Raw genomic sequence first — 17196 nt, 5'->3', positions numbered from 1 at the left:
GAAAATGTAAAATGTATCGGTTTATCAAGCGTTTTGACGAATTCGCGCCAGGTACTGTGCCTGAGTGGCCTCGCTCCAGAGCTGGCGCTGACCATCGAGCACCAGTGCATTCAGATCGTCCGCGAGCTGATAGGCACTGTTAAGCATGGTTGAGAAGTTCATCATGGCATCGCCGTGGCATGGCAGGGTCATAAACAGCACCACGCCGTGAGTATTAAACTGCTCCATGGCATCCGGGTCAAACACCCCAGGCTTAACCATGTTGGCAAGGGAAAACAGCACCTTACCTGTACCTGCGTTATCTTCATGGCGGTGGAAAATGTCCATGTCACCAAACTTGAAATTAAGCTCAAGCAAACACGGCAGCATCTCGGCACCGGCCAGCACCCGACCTTCGCGGGCGACCACGTGCAGCACCAGCACATCACGCGGATCTGGCAGCGGCTCTTCTTTTACTTCTTGCGCCACAGCTCGCGGTTGCGGCTCAGGCATACGCTGCGTCTGATACTGAGGCTGTTGCTGCTGATACTGTTGCGGCTGCTGATACTGTTGCGGCTGCGGTTGTTGTGTCTGAGTCTGGACCTGAGTCTGGACCTGAGCTTGAGCCTGATAAGCATGCTGGGCCTGTGGCTGAGCCGGCTGGGTATAATAAGGGTCGGCATCATAAGCCGCTTCATCATAGCCATCGGCGTAGTCAGCATCTTCCGGCAGTTCATCGAGCAGCCCAAGTTGCACCTGGTTCGGAGCGCCCTGAGCGCGGCCGACTACTGGCTCCTGACGTACACGCTTGACTTTGGCGGCGTGCTCTTGCTGATCCTGATAGTCGCCCAGTTCAAAGGCATCAGTCTCATCACGACCTGGATCACGGCCCTGATCACGGCTGGCATTGCTGCTGGCAGCGGTCGCCATCACAGGCTCTTTGTGCTCAGGTTGACTGCGGGTACCGGGGCCTTTGCTCTGGGCGACCTTGGCTGAGTCTTTCTGACCAAACAGCTTATGGCCGAAACCCTGTTTGGCCGGCTCCTGCTTGGCACCTGAACGGGTCGCCACATCGATAGGGTCTTGCTCAGAGCGGCGCTTAACACGCACTTCGCCAATGCCGTCGGCGTCGAAGCCGTCGGAGTCACGCCGCTCGGGCGTTAAATTATAAGGTGTCCTCGGTTTGGCCCGAATGGTATTGCCCTGCTGTTTCCTGATGGATAAAAAACCATGCACCAGAACCGCCAAGATGCCCACAGTACCGAGCACAAAGATAACCAAACGCAAATCTTCCATTGGATAACCTGTCTTTCCTGAATTTATTCCGCCTGTGCCATGGCCACGGCCTCTTCGATATCGACCGCTACGATGCGTGAGACGCCCGGCTCATGCATGGTAACCCCGACCAACTGATCAGCCATCTCCATGGTAATTTTATTGTGGCTGATGTAAATAAACTGCACGCTGGCCGACATTTCCTGCAGTAATCGGCAGAACCTGTCGACGTTGGCATCGTCCAGCGGAGCATCGACCTCGTCGAGCATACAAAACGGCGCTGGATTGAGCCTGAAAATGGCGAACACCAATGATAAAGCGGTCAGTGCTTTTTCACCACCCGACAGCAGGTGGATTGTGGAGTTCTTTTTGCCGGGAGGCCGGGCCATGATGGTCACGCCGGTCTCCAGTAAATCATCGTCGGTGAGGGCAAGATACGCGCTGCCGCCGCCGAACACTTTGGGGAACAACATCCCCAGATCCGCATTAACCTGCTCAAAGGTGGCTTTGAAGCGGCTGCGGGTTTCCCGGTCGATACGCCGGATGGCCTCTTCAAGGCTTTCGAGCGCCTGATTGAGGTCATTGTCCTGCTCATCGAGGTAATCTTTGCGGGACTTGGCCTCGTCGTACTCTTCGATCGCCGCCAAGTTTATGGCGCCAAGACGACTGATTTTACTCTTTAATTTCTCAAGTTTTGCCTGCCATTCATCCACGCTGGCGTGGGCTGGCAGCGTCGGCGCCACGTCGCTCAGGCGAATATCGGCCTCGGCTAAAAGCGAGAGCTGCGACTCGGCCTGACCTTTTAACCCTTCCCGACGTAGCTTTAACGATTCGAGGGTACGAGTCAAGTGTTCTATCTTGCCAACTTCTTGTTTTTGCTTCAATAGTAAAGCGTCGATTTGCGACTGAACCTCCGCCTGAGCGGCGCGGTTTTCAGCAAGCGCTGTTTGCCGCTGTTGTTGCAGCGCCACTTGTTCGCGAAGTTTGGCGGCAAGCTGCTCCCGGTCGGCCTCGCCGCCAAGCTTGGAGGCCTTGGCAAGCTCTTCATTCAGCAGGGTTTGCTGAGCGCGTAACTTCCCAAGCCCCGCGTCGGCGGCGTCAAGTTGCTGACACAGCAGCGCCCGCTTGGTGCCAAGCTCGTGGCACTGCGCCCGTTTGGCTGCAAGCGACTTTTCAAGGTTACTGAGGGATGCACGCCGCTCCTGGGCAAGGCTGCTGGCGCCAGCCAGTTTACTTTGGGCAAGTTCAAGCGCTGCCTGCGCGCGCTCGGCCGCGTCTTCATGGACAAACAGCGCCTCGTCACCGGCTTCAAGGCTAAGCCTTGCTTCCTGCTGCTGCGCATCCAGCCTTTGAATTTCGGCTTCAATAAATTCCCGCTGGCGCGCAAGCTGTAAAAGGCTTGCCTGCTCTGCTTCCCACCTTGCCTGAGCGCGGGACGCTTCCTGTTTGGCATCGGCAAGTTTGGCCTCGGCGCTGCGACGCTCAGCGCTGGCATCATCAAGGCTTTGTGAGCTGCGTTTAAGCTCATCTTCAAGCTGCAAAATGGCAGCAACCAGTGCCGCCAGCTCGTCTTTGAGCGCATCGGCCTCGGCGCGCTGGGCAAGTTTATCCTGGCTGTTGTCTATCCGCTCAAGCATAAAGCCATGGCCGAGCAGCTGACCGGTTTGCACCAGAATAATGCCGTCGGCTGCAAGTGTGGCAAGCTTGGCTTTGGCTTCATCGAGGGTATCTGCATACTCCACCCGCCCAAGCCAGGGCAAGAGGTTAACCGGCGCGCTGACCTTACTGAATCCTTGAGGAATGTGCTGATTTGGATTGTTCTGAGCGGCACTTAGAAAACTGGCGCCAGCTTGCGCTGCATCGATGCGCACAAAACCCGGGCGGATTGCATCACTTTGCTCGGTGGCATTGCTGTCGATAACATTGCTGTCAAAGGCACTGCTATCAAAGACACTGCTGGCAAAGACACTGCTGTCAGCGCCGCCCAGCACCGGCTGCTCCATCAGGGAACCTAAAAACTGCGACACCACGGCTTCAAAGCCTGCTTCGACTTTCAAGGTGCGCCACAGCGGCACTACGCCATGACTACCACCATTGCCATCGCTATTGCCATCGCCGTCACTATCACTAAAATGCGCCGCAGCGCGTGAAAGCAGCCCCTCAAGCACAGAGAGCCTGCCGTTAAGCTCGCTCTCACGCCGCTTGTCAGAATCAAGCCGCTGCGACAGCGCGTTTCGCTGCTCCCTTGCCAGCGTTTCCTTTGTGCGAGCGGCAGTGAGCGCATCTGTCAGCGCATCAATTTCGCTATTAAAGGAAGGCTGCGCATTTGAAAACGCTGCGCCGGACTCTGCACTGTTATTGGTATTGGCTTGGGGAAGCGCGCTTAACTGACGATGGTAACTGTCAAGGCTTTGCTCTCGCTCGATAAGCGCCCGGCGAAGATGCTCCTGCTGCTGCGCGGCCATGTCTTTTGCGCGTTTGGCATCGCTGCTAGCGCGCTCGGCATGTGTAAGTGCTGCGCGAAGACTGTCGAGGTTATCGCTCGCCTCTTCGGCGCTAAGCTGCCAGGCTTCATGGGTTTCTTCGAGTGCAAGGAGGGCCTCGTTTGCCTCTTCCAGTGCCTCGGTCGCCCCGTCTTTGGCTTCGCTTAGCGCAAGACGCTCGGTCTCGAGGGTCGAGAGCTCAAGTTTTATGGCATCGACCCTGAGGCTCAGACCACGGTTGTGCTCTTCAAGGTGGGAGAGCTGCTGCTCAAGCCGCGCAACCTCAGTGCCGGCCTGATAATAGCTTTCAAGTGTCACCCCCTCGCTGTCGGTCAGCGCCCCAAGGGCAAGCTTTTGCTCCGACAGGCGGGCATCGATGGTACTTAGCGCCGCTTTGGCACCCTCGTACAAAAAGGTTTGCTGCTCGACTTCGCTGGTGAGGCTGTCTGCTTCATCGCAGATATCCTGATAGCGCATCACCAAAAGTTCGGCGTGGGTGCTGCGCTCGGCCTGCTTGTATTCGCGGTAGCGTTTGGCCGCTTCGGCCTGAATGGCTAGTTTTTCAAGCTGCTTGCCAAGCTCCAGACGGATGGCGCCAAGGCGTTCCAGGTTTTCGCGGGTGTGGCGGATGCGGTTTTCGGTATCACGCCGGCGCTCTTTGTAACGGGAAATACCCGCCGCCTCTTCGATAAAGACTCTTAATTCCTGCGGCTTGGATTCAATCAGCCGCGAAATCATCCCCTGCTCGATAATGGCGTAACTGCGCGCGCCAAGGCCGGTGCCCATAAAGAGATCGGTAATGTCCTTGCGCCGGCACTTCTGGCCATTAAGAAAATAGTTTGATTCGCCGTCGCGGCTCACCTGGCGCTTAACGGCGATTTCTTCGTAACTTGCATACTGGCCGCCAAGGCGCCCTTCGCGGTTATCAAATACCAGCTCCACCGACGCAACCGACACCGGGCGTCTGGCGCTTGAGCCATTAAAGATAACGTCGGTCATGGAGTCGCCGCGAAGGTGCTTGGCAGAGCTTTCGCCGAGCACCCAGCGCACGGCGTCAATCACGTTGGACTTGCCACAGCCGTTGGGGCCGATAATGGCCGTCAGGGGATTGGGAAACGGGATTTTGGTCGGGTCGACAAAGGACTTGAAGCCAGCAAGTTTTATTTGTTTCAGTCTCATATGCCAGTCAAGTCGTCCCGAAAGCACCAAGGTCGGTGCGAAAACCAATTAAGGGGTCAGAAAGTGAATGTGGAGCGGGCGGCGGCTGTCCCATCACTGCTGTTATTTTGCAGCTAACTTTACCAAAGCAATCCGCAATTTGTAACGATTTTCTGTGCTGCCAACGGCCGGTTGGCAAACTTATGTGCCGCCGATAGGCTGTCAGCGGCTGTTTGACGTAATTCGCCACAATTTCGCCCTTGCGCTTGTCCTTGTCTGTCGATGACAATGCGCCAAACAGAGTAATTTGGAGCCAACGTGACCATGCCTCATCCTTCGCTTTCTTCGTCCCGGGCCACCGCCACCGCTGCCAAAAGCGGTTTCAACTACTTTATGGAAGGGTTTAACCTCATCCGCCGCCCAGGCCTAAGAACCTTTGTGTTTATTCCGCTGATGATTAACCTCACCCTGTTTTCGGCCGCTTTTTATGTCGCCCTTGGTCAGCTCGAGACCCTGTTTGCCTGGGTCAGCGGCATGTTGCCTGAGTATCTGTCGTGGCTTAATTTCCTGCTGTGGCCGCTGGCGGTGGTTGCCATGTTGGTGGTGATGGCCTTTGTGTTCAGCTCGGTAATGAACTGGCTCGCCGCGCCCTTTAACGGCTTGCTGGCCGAAAAAGTCGAGCAGCTTCTCACCGGCAAGCCGCTTTATACCGGCAACACCACGGATTTACTTAAAGATCTGCCGCGGATCCTCGGCCGTGAATGGCTGAAACTGAAATACTATCTGCCACGGGCGCTGCTGTGCCTCGCGCTATTTTTGGTGCCCCTCGTCGGCCAGACTGCCGCCCCTGTGCTGTGGTTTTTGTTCAGCAGCTGGATGATGGCGATTCAATACTGCGATTATCCCTTTGATAACCACAAGGTTCCTTTCGATGATATGCGCTTTGCCCTGCGCCAGACCAAGGGCACCAGCATGAGCTTTGGCGCGGCGGTTACCCTGTTTTCGATGATCCCTATCGTGAACTTTATCGTGATGCCGGTGGCCATTTGCGGCGCCACCGCCATGTGGGTTGAACGCTACCGCGAAGCCTACCGCCACCCAACGATAGCGCCGGATTAAGCTTCGCTTGCATTTATCTGCCAACGCCCGCACTGCGGGCGTTGCTGTTTTTAGCCAAACCGCACACTCACTTATAATTTGTAACAAATCAGCCCAGAGTTTACAGCTTGGCTCAAGTACACTGAGGCACTAATAAAAAATCGATAAGCTTTGCGATAACAACGAGATAAACCACATTGAAATCAAGGATATCTGCCGTCAGCGCCCTGCTCGCCCTGTCCTTTGCGCCGCTGATGAGCCACGCAGGCAGCGCCGGGCAATTTTCGCTGCAAGTCCCCTATCACGCCGATGCGGCCAGCATTGATGGCGATCTGTCAGATCCAGTGTGGCAACATGCCGCCGTCGCCACACTCAATTACGAAACCCGTCCGGCCGAAAACGCCCCTGCGCCTGTGGTCACCGAAGCCAGAGTCTACGCCTCTGAAACCACGCTGTATGTGGCCTTCAGCGCCAAGGACCCCAATCCCAACGCCATCCGTGCCCATTTGCGGCCAAGGGATGATATTTGGGGGGAAGATCTGGTCGGGCTTAAGCTCGATACCTTCAACAACGCCCGCCTTGCCTACAACTTTTTCGTCAATCCGCTCGGGGTGCAGTTGGATTCGATTGAGAATGAGCTCACCAAAGAGGAGAGCAAGGCCTGGGACGGCATTTGGGACAGCGCCGGGCGCATTACCGATGAAGGTTATGAGGTCGAAATCGCCATTCCGCTGTCGCAGCTCAGTTTTGAAGACAAGCCCGGCAGCAAGCAATGGGGCTTTGAGCTCATCCGCTTTTATCCGCGCAATACCGAGCATCGGCTTTCAAGCCATAAGATCTCCCGCTCAAACAGCTGTCAGCTGTGTCAGCTTGGAGTCGTGAGCGGCTTTGAAGCGGTGGATTTGGGCAAGGGGCTGCAGCTTACGCCATCATTGGTTGCCAAAGGCAGCCGTGAGCGTGAGCAGGCGCCGGACAGCGAATGGCAGGATGACAACAATGTCGATGCCGGATTGGATTTACGCTGGGCCATCAACCCATCGGCGCTGGTCAATGCCACCATCAATCCGGATTTCTCCCAGGTCGAAGCCGACGCCGGCCAGCTCAACGTCAACTCCAACTTCACCCTGTTTTTTGAAGAAAAACGCGCGTTTTTCCTCGATAACAAAGACTACTTCGACAGCCAGGTGGCGCTGCTGCACACCCGCAATATTGCCGATCCGGATTACGGGGTGAAGTTTACCCAGAAATCGGAAAACCATACCCTGGCATTTTTGGGCACTAACGACAACGGCAGCCATTTTCTGGTACCGGGCAACTTAAGCTCCACCGTGGCAAGCCTGGATGAAGAAAGCCACAACCTCGCGGCTCGCTATCTTTACACCAGCAGCGAAGCCTTAGCCATAGGTGCAGTGGTCACAGGTAAAAAGAGCGACAACTACCACAATATGGTGGTGTCGGCCGATGTTAAATATCAGCCCACCGCGCAGGACACCCTGATTGCCCAGCTGGCCACCTCAGATACCCAATACCCCGATGAGCTGTACCGCGACTTTTGCCGCGTCGATGGCGACTGCCTGCAGCAGGTGCCCTGTAACAGCGGCGATTGCGGCGTGAATGAACGGGTACTGCGTACCCACAAAGACGGCGCCTTTGGCGGCGAGATGTACAAGCTTGGCTATAAACACGCGACCCGCAATTACTACCTGCGCGCCGATTACGAGTCTATCGGCGAAGATTTTCGTGCCGATCTTGGCTTTATCGAAAAGGTTGACCAGCGCCGCGCCGTGGCTGGCGGCGGCTATGTCTGGTATCCGGAGCAAAGCTGGTTTAACGAGGTGGAACTTGGCGGCGACTGGGACGTCACCCAAAACCAGAATGGCGAGCAGATTGAGCAGGAATGGGAAGGCTTTTTGGTGGCTGAAGGCGGCTGGCAAAGCTTTTGGGGCACAGGCTGGGTAACCCGTGACCGCGTGGGCAAGCGCCTCGATGGCAGCTCGCTTGCGATAGAAGGCAACACCACCGAGTTTACTGAAACCCGCGTCTGGCTTGAGAGCAGCGTTGCACCTGTGACCTGGCTGTCGGCCGGCGTTGAAATTGGCTTTGGCGATGAAATCGATATTGCCAACAATCGCCTGGGCGACAGTCTCGATGTTGAAACTGAGCTTGAGCTTAAGCTGACCGACAGTCTCGCGCTTGAGCTTAATCACAACTACTATGCGCTTGATGTGGACGATGGCCGCCTGCTGACCGCCAATCTCACCGATGTGCGCCTTAACTGGCAGCTCAGCGTCGAGAGTTTTATTCGCCTGTCGAGTATCTACACCCATATTGAGCGCGATCCGTCGCTGTATCTGTATCAAACACCAGACCGCCTCAGCGAAGATTTGGGCACCGAGCTTTTATACGGCTACAAACTCAATCCGCTCAGCGTGTTTTACCTCGGTTACGGCGACAACATGGTCTCGGATGACACCTACCCCGGCCTCACACGCACCGAGCAAACCTTGTTTATGAAAATGAGCTATGCCTTTATTTTATAAATTAAATTTTTAAAATAAGTGCTAAGAAAATGCTGTTAATAAGCAAAAAAAAAGCGGCGCCTTAATGTAGGGCGCCGCTTTTGTAGGTACACAGTGACTTTTTTAAAGAGTGACTTTCACTGCCAACATCAGGATGCAATCACCCGGTTTCGCCCAGAGCCTTTGGCCTGATAAAGCGCCAGATCCGCCCGTTTCATGAGTCCGTCCAGCGACTCATCGCCAAGCTCCGCCACCCCGATACTGACAGTAAGCGCCAAATCCACTGTGGCCACCGCAAAGGGCGTTTCTTCAATCCGGCGCCGAAAGCCTTCCATCAAACTGAGCGCCCGGCCCTTATCGAGCCCCTTCATCGCCACCGCAAACTCTTCTCCACCGACCCGCGCCAGGGTGAAATGCTGCCCGAGTGACTCAGTAAGGCGTTTGGCAAACTCTTTCAGCACCGCATCACCCACATCGTGGCCGTGGGTGTCGTTGACCCGCTTGAAAAAGTCCACGTCCATCAGCGCCACCGAGAAACTGGCGCCCTGCTCTTTCAGAGTTGGCAGCTGCGGAGCAAATTTGTCGAAGAAAAACCGCCGGTTATACACCCCGGTCAGATAATCCAGATTCGCCTGCTCCCACAGCTTACGCACCATCTCCAGCGACTCAAGGGTGTTGCTCACCCGGCAATGAAACTCTTCATGGACAAAGGGTTTTTGCAAAAAGTCGTTGGCGCCGTTTTTGATAAAGCGAGCGGTCAGGGTTTCGTCCGTGTCGTTTGACAGGCCAATAATGGCCATTTCTTCGCGGCTGAATTTTTCCCGCACCCGCAAAATCAGCTCAAAGCCGTCGATGCCGGGCATGTTGTAGTCGGTGATAAGCAAACGGATCCCGCTCTCGCGGCCAAGCACCTCGAGCGCCCGTGCGCCGTCTTCGGCTTCGAGCACCTGAAACAAATGCAGCTCCAGCAAATTGCGCACAAATTTGCGGCTAAGGGCCGAATCGTCAGCCACCAATACCTTGGTGGCACGGTTGCGGGCAAGGGTTGCTATCAGCTTGACCACGTACTCGTAGCTGAAGCGGTTTTCCTTGAACACATAATCCACTATCCCCATCTGCAACAGGCGCCGGCGCTGGGCGGGATCCAGACTGCCGGTGAGCACAATGCACGGCGTGTGGCTGCCAAGCACCAGCTCGACACTCTCGCCGTTTGGCGCATCCGGCAGGTTCAAATCGGTCACGGCAACAAAATACTCATGCTCGCGCAGCAAAGCGCGTGCCGATGCCAAATCCACCGCCACGTCCACAGTACAGCCTATTTGCAGCGTTATCATGTGCTTAAGCACACGGGCAACGACACTGCTGTCTTCTACCACCAAAATCCGCAACGGCTGGACTCCTATCGGGTTTTGAGAATAAAGCTGCCGATGGAGTAACCGGCGCCAAAGGAGCAAAGCAGACCCAAATCGCCGCTGCTAAGCCCCTGCTGATGCAGATGCAGCGCGATCACTGAACCCGCCGATGCCGTATTGGCATAGCGGTCAAGCACGATTGGCGCGGTCTCGGCGCTGACGCCATCGCCAAGGAGCTTTTTCACCACAAACTGATTCATGTTGATGTTGGCCTGATGCAGCCACAGCCGCGACAGCGCCGTGGGGTCAATGCCAGCGCTGGCAAATTGGGTGTCGAGGTGGCTGTAAATCATCGGCAGCAGCTCTTTAAAGACCTTGCGGCCCTGCTGGTGAAAGAGCTTATCGGCGGCGTTGGCGCTGGCCGGATCGCAGCGGTTTAAAAAGCCAAAGTTGCTGCGGATATTGCCGGAAAACTCGGTCACAAGATTACTGCCAAGAATTTCAAAGCTCTGGCGCCCTTTACTGCCAAGGAGCGGCTCCACCACCATGGCGGTGGCGACGTCACCAAAAATAAAGTGGCTGTCGCGGTCGCGATAGTTTACCTGCGCCGAGCAAATCTCGGGGCAAATCACCAGCGCGCGCCGGGCGCTGCCCTGACTGATAAGGCCCTGGGCGGTCGATAAACCAAAGGTGGCCGAGCTGCAGGCCACCTGCATATCAAAGGCAAAGCCGCGGGTACCCAGTTGCTGCTGGATTTCAATGGCAATGGCAGGATACGCCCTTTGGGTGTAGGCGCAGGCCACTATCACCAAATCGATGTCAGCCGGTGTCAGCCCTGCGTTTGACAGCGCTTCTTTCGCCGCCAAAATCCCCATTTCGGCCTGCATCGACAGGCTGTCGGCCGGACGCTCGGGAATAAGCGGCATCATCACCTCAGGGTCGAGAATGCCCTCTTTGACCATCACGTAACGATGTTTGATGCCGGAGGCCTTTTCGATAAATTCCGCCGATGAATGGGCAAGCGCTTCAAGCTCACCCCGCTCGATGGCTGCCTCATGGCTGCGGTTGTAGTTATCAACATAGGTATTGAAGCTTTTGACAAGCTCGTCGTTTTCAATTCCCTGCGCCGGCGTAAACAGGCCGGTGCCGGTAATGGCAATGGATTGAGTCACTGTTTGGTTTCCTCCCGTGCGGGCGCTGTGGAGCCTGAACATACACTTTCAGGCACGGCTTTGGGCTTATGCAGGTCAATCACCACGGTGGATGAAATCTTGTCCTGAATGGCCTGCCGATTGGCGTCCCAAAAAATCTGTAAAAAGCCTAACAGGCCGGTGGCAAATCCGGCGCCGTAGCCACCGTAGCGGCCAAACGCGCCCCATAACTTAAGCTTGGAGCCATCGAGGCAGATGACCCGGATCCCGAGCAGCTTCTTGCCGAGGGTCTGGCCATCAAACCAGGCGGTAAAAACGGTGAAATAAAAGGCTGCCCAGCCAAAACCAAGCCCAAGGTCGTTCAAAAGCCCTTTAATCCAGGCAAGCGGACTGACGCTGTCTGCCACCTCATCGCCCGCGGTTAAATCTGCGCCAATCACCGAGGGGCTGGTATGTGCGGCATCGGTTTTAGCACTAAGCTCAGGTGCTTTTTCAGGCGCTGGCAGAGATACTGGCTCAGACGCTGGCAGAGACTCTGGCTCTGGCGCTTCTGCGGCTTTCTTTAACGGCAAGTGCTGGATAATGGCGCGGGCCTCAATGTCTATCGCCTGCCTTTCAGCATCCGTGATAGCCAGCGCCTCCAAGGGTTCAAACAGTAACAGCTCCGCTTCTTCACGGCTAAGATTTGACTGGGCAAGGGTATTGGCAAGCCCCAGCGCCTGAGTTTTGGCGCAGGCGGCATCGTCGCACAGCGACAGGCTCACGGTTTGCGGCACAAACTTCACCGCGTCGGTAATTTTGGCCGCATCAGACTCAGGCTGCGGGCGGAAATGTTCGGCAATGGCGTAAAGCAGCACCAACGACATCAGAAGATACATGCCGTATTTGGCAAACCGGCCAAGGCCGCCGGTGCGCTTGCCAAGGTAGGATGTCAAAAGTACCAGCGCCACAAACACTACACCGGCCTCTTCGGTAAGCACGGCAATTAAGGTTGCGTCAATCAGCATCGCCAGCGCCCGCTTCCAGGGCGTTGCCAGCGGCGTATAGAGCAGCTCACGCGCCACGCTGAACGCATGGGGCGTAATGATGGTACGGGGATCCCGGGTGTTGACCGCCATCTCAGCGGTCTGGGCGTCTGGCTTGTCCATGCTTGTGTCCGTTGGCCTTATGGCTCTGATACGGCTGTTTTTATTCTGTGGTCGAGATTAACACAATCATTTTGTCTAAGGATCGGACAATATGAATAACAGCAACTCGTTTAATATCCAAATGGAATAAAGAAGAACAAAGAATCACTTCTCAAGCGCGTACAAGCGATTATGCTTTAATGCGATAAAGTCACAGGAGCTGCATTCCATGAGCAAAATCTTTGAAGACAATTCGTACACTATCGGTAACACCCCTCTGGTTCGCCTGAACCGCGTCAGCAACGGCAAAGTTCTGGCCAAGGTTGAAGCCCGTAACCCAAGTTTCTCGGTGAAGTGCCGTATTGGTGCGAACATGATCTGGGATGCGGAAAAGCGCGGGATCCTCACCAAGGACAAAGAGCTGATTGAGCCAACCTCAGGTAACACTGGTATTGCACTGGCCTACGTCGCTGCCGCCCGTGGCTACAAGCTGACCCTGACCATGCCTAACACCATGAGTCTGGAGCGTCGCAAGCTGCTCAAGGCCCTCGGTGCCAATCTGGTGCTGACTGAAGGCGCCAAAGGCATGAAAGGTGCAATCGAGAAGGCTGAAGAAATTCGCCAGTCAGCCCCTGAAAAATACGTGCTGCTGCAGCAGTTTGATAACCCTGCCAACCCGGAAATCCACGAAAAGACCACTGGTCCTGAAATTTGGAATGACACCGATGGTCAGGTAGATGTACTGGTTGCCGGCGTCGGCACCGGCGGTACCATCACAGGTACCAGCCGTTACATCAAGAAAACCCAGGGCAAAGCCATCACGTCTGTGGCGGTTGAGCCAGCCGATTCTCCGGTGATCAGCCAAACACTGGCCGGCCAGCCGGTACAGCCAGGCCCACACAAAATTCAGGGCATCGGCGCCGGTTTTATCCCGGGCAACCTGGATCTGGAGCTGGTTGATCGCGTTGAAACCGTGTCAAACGATGAAGCCATCGAAATGGCCCATCGCCTGATGAAAGAAGAAGGTATCCTGGTGGGTATTTCTTCCGGTGCAGCTGTCGTTGCTGCCAACCGTATCGCTGCTCTGCCTGAGTTTGAAGGCAAGAACATCGTGGTTATCCTGCCATCGGCAGCTGAGCGCTACCTGTCTTCTGTGCTGTTCCAGGGCCAGTTCAGCGATCAGGAAAACGTGCAATAATCGCACCTTCCTGAAAACATTAAGCCCAGCAATGCTGGGCTTTTTTGTTACTGGCGCTCTGCATTGCCACTGAGCTTTCAGAGCCGTGTTATCAGAGCATTGTTTTCAGAGCATTGTTTTCAGAGCTACGTTTTCAGAGCAGCGCTTTTGAAGGCGGGGCTGGTATTCCTTTCAAGGCTCGCCTTTTAATCCACAGGCGCATCGCACTATTGATGCCAAGGGCTCCGCTACCAGCGAACTTGCTGATAAGGCAAACGTACTGGCTCGCGATATGATCAGGCCATGGCAGCGACTTGTGCCAGCATACGGGTTAGCTGAGATCTCACCGCCGCCTCACACTCAGGCTCATTCATCCAGCTTCGTACTGAGTTTCGAAACTCAAGAAAGCGGATAAGGGCAATCACCTCAAGGGCAAAGGCCTGCGCCTGGGATTCAGTCGCGCCAAGCTGGCAAAAAAAGCCGCTGACCGGCGATAAAATGGCATCATCCAACCGTACGATGGCATCGGCCAGCGCTGGGTTTCGAAGTGCCTCTTCGTTAAACGCAAGCTCAAGAATTCGCTCATCCCTGTCAGCTACCTGCCCTTTGATATGGCCACAGATAAAGCCGGTAAGCACATCACACAGCTGCCTGCGAACAGCTGGCTCCCTTAGGCTCGTCGCATCAAAACCACCAAGCGCCGCAAAACTTTGCTGCTCGAGGGCCAGATTGGCGGCCATGGCTTTTTCCGCATAATAGGTGAGCGCATCATGGATAAGTTCTTTGATATCGGCGAAGTAATAGGTGGTTGATGCCAGAGGCACGCCCGCCATGGTCGCCACTGCGCGGTGACGGACACCGCGGATCCCCTCTGCCACTATCACCTTCAGCGTGGCCTCCAAAATGGCCTTTCGGCGTGCCTGTCCGTCGCTGCGGCTGGCCTGACGACCAATGTAGGTTAATGGCTGTAACATGTCGCGATTCCTTGCTGAACTTAAATGCAGAGCGTAAATGCTGAGCTTAAATGGCTAACTTAAGGGGATAGTACGCCAGCGGCTTGCAAGGGTACTACCCAAAATTCTATCGCTAACTCACTGTTTGGCCAATAAAACAGCACAAATATCTGCACCCGATACTTTCGTACTCAAATGCTGCCCGATGGTGGCGCCTCTCAGTTCATTTTTACCCGCCCTCTTATCCCACGCCTTTACCGCTCGACACCAAAAAAACCTGCGACCAAGTGAATGCGCAGCCGAACGAACTGCATTTAACCAATATGAACACCGCTATGTTCCGTTTCAGACTCGCCGCTTATCACGCCAAGAATTGCCCTTGTCGGGAGTTTTAAACCTGCTAATATAATTCAGTAGAATTACTTATAACCAAAAATAATATCAATTCAGCACGAGCATTGAAAACAGCATGAAACAGTCACAGTCGCTCATCTATCTGGACGCCAACGCCACCACCCCTGTGCTCCCTGCCGCCGCCAAAGCGGCCATGGATGCCATGGAGCACCTCTACGGTAACCCGTCGAGCAGTCATATCACCGGCTTGCAAGCCAAGGCGCTGATGGAGCAAACCCGTCAGGCCGCCCGTAAACACCTTGGCAGCGGCGCCGGCAAACTGGTGTTCACCAGCGGTGCCACCGAAGGCATTCAAACCGCCATTCTGTCGGCGCTGATTGCTGCGCGGGACAATTCCTCTGCAAACAAAACCGCCGACGAACGCGCCTGCCTGCTTTACGGCGCCACGGAGCACAAGGCGGTGCCTGAGTCATTACGTCACTGGAACAAGGTGCTTGGCATCAATGCCAGGGTCCTGGCTATTCCGGTTGACCGGGAAGGACGGCTCGATTTGGACTTTATTGCCGCCCACGGCGCCTATGCACTCCTTATCTGCACCATGGCGGTAAATAACGAAACCGGCGTCTATCAGGATCTGCCGGCGCTTGAGCGTGCCATCAGAAGCGCCAATCCGCAGGCATTCTGGATGGTGGACTGCGTGCAGGCCCTTGGAAAGTTACCGCTTGAGCTTGCAGCAACCAGCATAGATTACGCGCCCTTCAGTGGTCACAAGCTTTATGCGCCCAAGGGCATAGGCATGCTTTATATCCGTGATGGCGCGCCCTTCACCCCTTTTATTGCCGGCGGAGGTCAGGAAGGCGGCCTGCGCTCAGGCACTGAAAACCTGCCCGCCATGGCGGCGCTGAAAGTGGTGCTGGATATGCTCAATGGCGATGCCAATGACCGCTTTGCCGATCACGCGACCCTCATTAACTACCGGCTTAAGCTTATCGCAGCCCTTCAATCCGCCTTTGGCGAGATAGTGCTTAATCACAGTCTGAACAACAGCGTGCCTACCACGCTTAACTTCGCTGTGCCCGGCTTTAGCAGTAAAGAAATCATGGACTTGTTTGATGCGGCCGACATTCGCGTCAGCTCAGGCTCGGCCTGCAGCTCTAAAGTCACCGGCAGTTTTGTGCTCGATGCCATGGGTCTGCCACGCTGGCAAAGTGAGTCGGCAATCCGCCTCTCTTTTGGCCCGGCCATTTGCGACAGCGAAATTGATGCCGCCTGCGAGCGCATCATTCGCGCAGCAGGCTCACTGCGTCACTCCTGTCTGCTGGCCCGCGATTCAAAGCTTGACGATGGCAGCCGCACGCCGCTGTCGGGCCTCTTGCAATTTAAAGACGATGGCGCTTGCTGCTGGCTGTATGTGGAGCCGCAAAGCCGCAGCGCCGTGATTATCGACCCGCTGCCGGCGCTGGAGCAGCGCCTCCTTGGCATTATCCGCTGTCAGGAGCTTACGCTTCGCGCTGTGGTAGATACCCATGGCCATGGCGACCATAGCAGCAACCGTGAAGGTCTGGTGGCCAAGCTTGGCCTTAACGGCGAAACCGACCATCTCGGCTGGCCGGCTGATTGCGAAACTATCGAATTGCAGGGCTGCCATGTTGAGGCGTTAAGCCTTGGCAATCAGCAACTTGTTCGCATCGAAAGCCCTGGCCATACCGACGACAGCATAACGCTTGCGATGCTCGACAGCGCCGGTAAGGTGCTGTTTGCCTTTGTTGGCGACACTGTGCTGCCGGGCAGCATTGGCCGCAGCAACTTCCCGCAATCCTCCACAGGCGCGCTTTATCAAAGCCTTAAGATAATGCATAAGCTCCTTGGCAACGACACCCTGCTGCTGTCATCCCACGACTATCACAACGACTTTTTCACTAATTTTGCCGTGGAAGCCGCACAAAATCCGCTGCTCGCGGCGGTGCTTGGCGGCGCCATGGACCAAGCGCAGTTTGTCAGTGAAAAAGCGGCCATGGATGCCACTCTTAACGATAAAGCCGGTGAAACCATCATGTGCGGCGCTTACAGTCAGTGTGGCAGTACCAAAGGGGTGAAGGAGTACAGCACCGACAGCCTCGAGCAGCTCCTTCGCGATAACAGCGACGCACTGGTGCTCGATATCCGCGAGCCCCATGAGTACGAGCTGTCGCACCGCGAAAGCCGCTGCATCAACGTGCCGCTGACGAGGCTCGCAGGGTTTGTCGCAAGCGAGCCGCAGGCGAGAAGCAAACCCCTGGTGCTAATCTGTCGCAGCGGCAGCCGGTCACTGGTGGCTGCAAGGGCGTTGGAGCGGTTTGGATTCAGTGCCATCGCCCATGTTGCCGGAGGCTATGCGCTGCTTGGCAATCGAACCCGAAATGCCGCCTGACAGCAAGCCGCGATATTCCGAGCGGTAACATCTCCGGCCGTGCATCCCAGACCGATAACAGCCAAGGCCGGTCGTGGCATCATCTCGTTTAACAAGACACAAAGCGCCTGCGGGCGCTTTATTTTTTCGCCATTCTTTTTCCGCTTAGTTTTTTCGCATT

9 protein-coding genes and 1 pseudogene are annotated in these 17196 nt (G+C 55.7%); 4 read left to right on the top strand and 6 right to left on the bottom strand.

What is annotated here, in order from left to right; genetic code table 11:
- Positions 1 to 24: 24 nt before the first annotated feature.
- Both zipA and smc read right to left on the bottom strand, forming a co-directional pair.
- Positions 25 to 618 (bottom strand): annotated as a pseudogene (gene zipA / locus KJI95_RS19700) (cell division protein ZipA); the annotation flags it as partial.
- 680 nt (positions 619 to 1298) lie between these two features.
- Entirely contained in the window at positions 1299 to 4916 is a 3618-nt protein-coding gene (smc, locus tag KJI95_RS14690; RefSeq protein WP_214507957.1) for a chromosome segregation protein SMC, read from the bottom strand.
- 303 nt (positions 4917 to 5219) lie between these two features.
- Between smc and cysZ the strand changes: the two genes are divergently transcribed.
- Entirely contained in the window at positions 5220 to 6014 is a 795-nt protein-coding gene (cysZ, locus tag KJI95_RS14685) for a sulfate transporter CysZ (protein ID WP_214507956.1), read from the top strand.
- Between the two features lie 176 nt (positions 6015 to 6190).
- A complete protein-coding gene (locus KJI95_RS14680; protein ID WP_250885861.1) occupies positions 6191 to 8533 on the top strand; it encodes a carbohydrate binding family 9 domain-containing protein in 2343 nt (780 codons plus the stop codon).
- A 128-nt stretch (positions 8534 to 8661) separates the two neighbouring features.
- Here KJI95_RS14680 and KJI95_RS14675 read toward each other — a convergent pair whose 3' ends face one another.
- The 3 genes from KJI95_RS14675 to KJI95_RS14665 are packed head-to-tail and all read right to left on the bottom strand — an operon-like array spanning position 8662 to position 12163.
- On the bottom strand, positions 8662 to 9900 hold the full coding sequence (locus KJI95_RS14675) for a response regulator (protein ID WP_214507955.1): 1239 nt from the start codon (positions 9898 to 9900) through the stop codon (positions 8662 to 8664).
- A gap of 11 nt (positions 9901 to 9911) precedes the next feature.
- On the bottom strand, positions 9912 to 11078 hold the full coding sequence (locus KJI95_RS14670) for a beta-ketoacyl-ACP synthase III (protein ID WP_214507954.1): 1167 nt from the start codon (positions 11076 to 11078) through the stop codon (positions 9912 to 9914).
- On the bottom strand, positions 11033 to 12163 hold the full coding sequence (locus KJI95_RS14665; RefSeq protein WP_214507953.1) for an RDD family protein: 1131 nt from the start codon (positions 12161 to 12163) through the stop codon (positions 11033 to 11035). Before KJI95_RS14665 ends, KJI95_RS14670 begins: the two co-directional genes overlap by 46 nt.
- Positions 12164 to 12371: 208 nt before the next feature.
- On the opposite strand from KJI95_RS14665, the gene cysK reads away from it, so the two are divergent.
- Positions 12372 to 13340 carry a cysteine synthase A gene (gene cysK, locus KJI95_RS14660; RefSeq protein ID WP_214507952.1) on the top strand — a complete coding sequence of 323 codons (969 nt, stop codon included), beginning with the start codon at positions 12372 to 12374 and terminating at the stop codon, positions 13338 to 13340.
- A gap of 275 nt (positions 13341 to 13615) precedes the next feature.
- Here the strand turns inward: cysK and KJI95_RS14655 are convergent, their stop codons facing one another.
- Complete coding sequence (locus tag KJI95_RS14655; RefSeq protein WP_214507951.1) at positions 13616 to 14293, bottom strand: TetR/AcrR family transcriptional regulator; 678 nt, start codon at positions 14291 to 14293, stop codon at positions 13616 to 13618.
- A gap of 448 nt (positions 14294 to 14741) precedes the next feature.
- On the opposite strand from KJI95_RS14655, the gene KJI95_RS14650 reads away from it, so the two are divergent.
- Positions 14742 to 17036, top strand: coding sequence for an aminotransferase class V-fold PLP-dependent enzyme (locus tag KJI95_RS14650; protein ID WP_214507950.1), 2295 nt, complete (start codon positions 14742 to 14744; stop codon positions 17034 to 17036).
- Positions 17037 to 17196: the final 160 nt, after the last annotated feature.

Origin of the sequence: Shewanella jiangmenensis (assembly GCF_018596335.1) — a bacterium.
Taxonomy (GTDB): Bacteria; Pseudomonadota; Gammaproteobacteria; order Enterobacterales; family Shewanellaceae; genus Shewanella; species Shewanella jiangmenensis.
This window is presented reverse-complemented; position numbering and strand designations above follow the sequence as displayed.

Excerpts from the sequence above, each read along its gene's own strand:
- KJI95_RS14650 (WP_214507950.1), top strand. The coding sequence starts at position 14,742 with ATGAAACAGTCACAGTCGCTCATCTATCTGGACGCCAACGCCACCACC.
- KJI95_RS14670 (WP_214507954.1), bottom strand. The coding sequence starts at position 11,078 with ATGTTCAGGCTCCACAGCGCCCGCACGGGAGGAAACCAAACAGTGACT.
- KJI95_RS14665 (WP_214507953.1), bottom strand. The coding sequence starts at position 12,163 with ATGGACAAGCCAGACGCCCAGACCGCTGAGATGGCGGTCAACACCCGG.
- smc (WP_214507957.1), bottom strand. The coding sequence starts at position 4,916 with ATGAGACTGAAACAAATAAAACTTGCTGGCTTCAAGTCCTTTGTCGAC.
- KJI95_RS14655 (WP_214507951.1), bottom strand. The coding sequence starts at position 14,293 with ATGTTACAGCCATTAACCTACATTGGTCGTCAGGCCAGCCGCAGCGAC.
- cysK (WP_214507952.1), top strand. The coding sequence starts at position 12,372 with ATGAGCAAAATCTTTGAAGACAATTCGTACACTATCGGTAACACCCCT.
- cysZ (WP_214507956.1), top strand. The coding sequence starts at position 5,220 with ATGCCTCATCCTTCGCTTTCTTCGTCCCGGGCCACCGCCACCGCTGCC.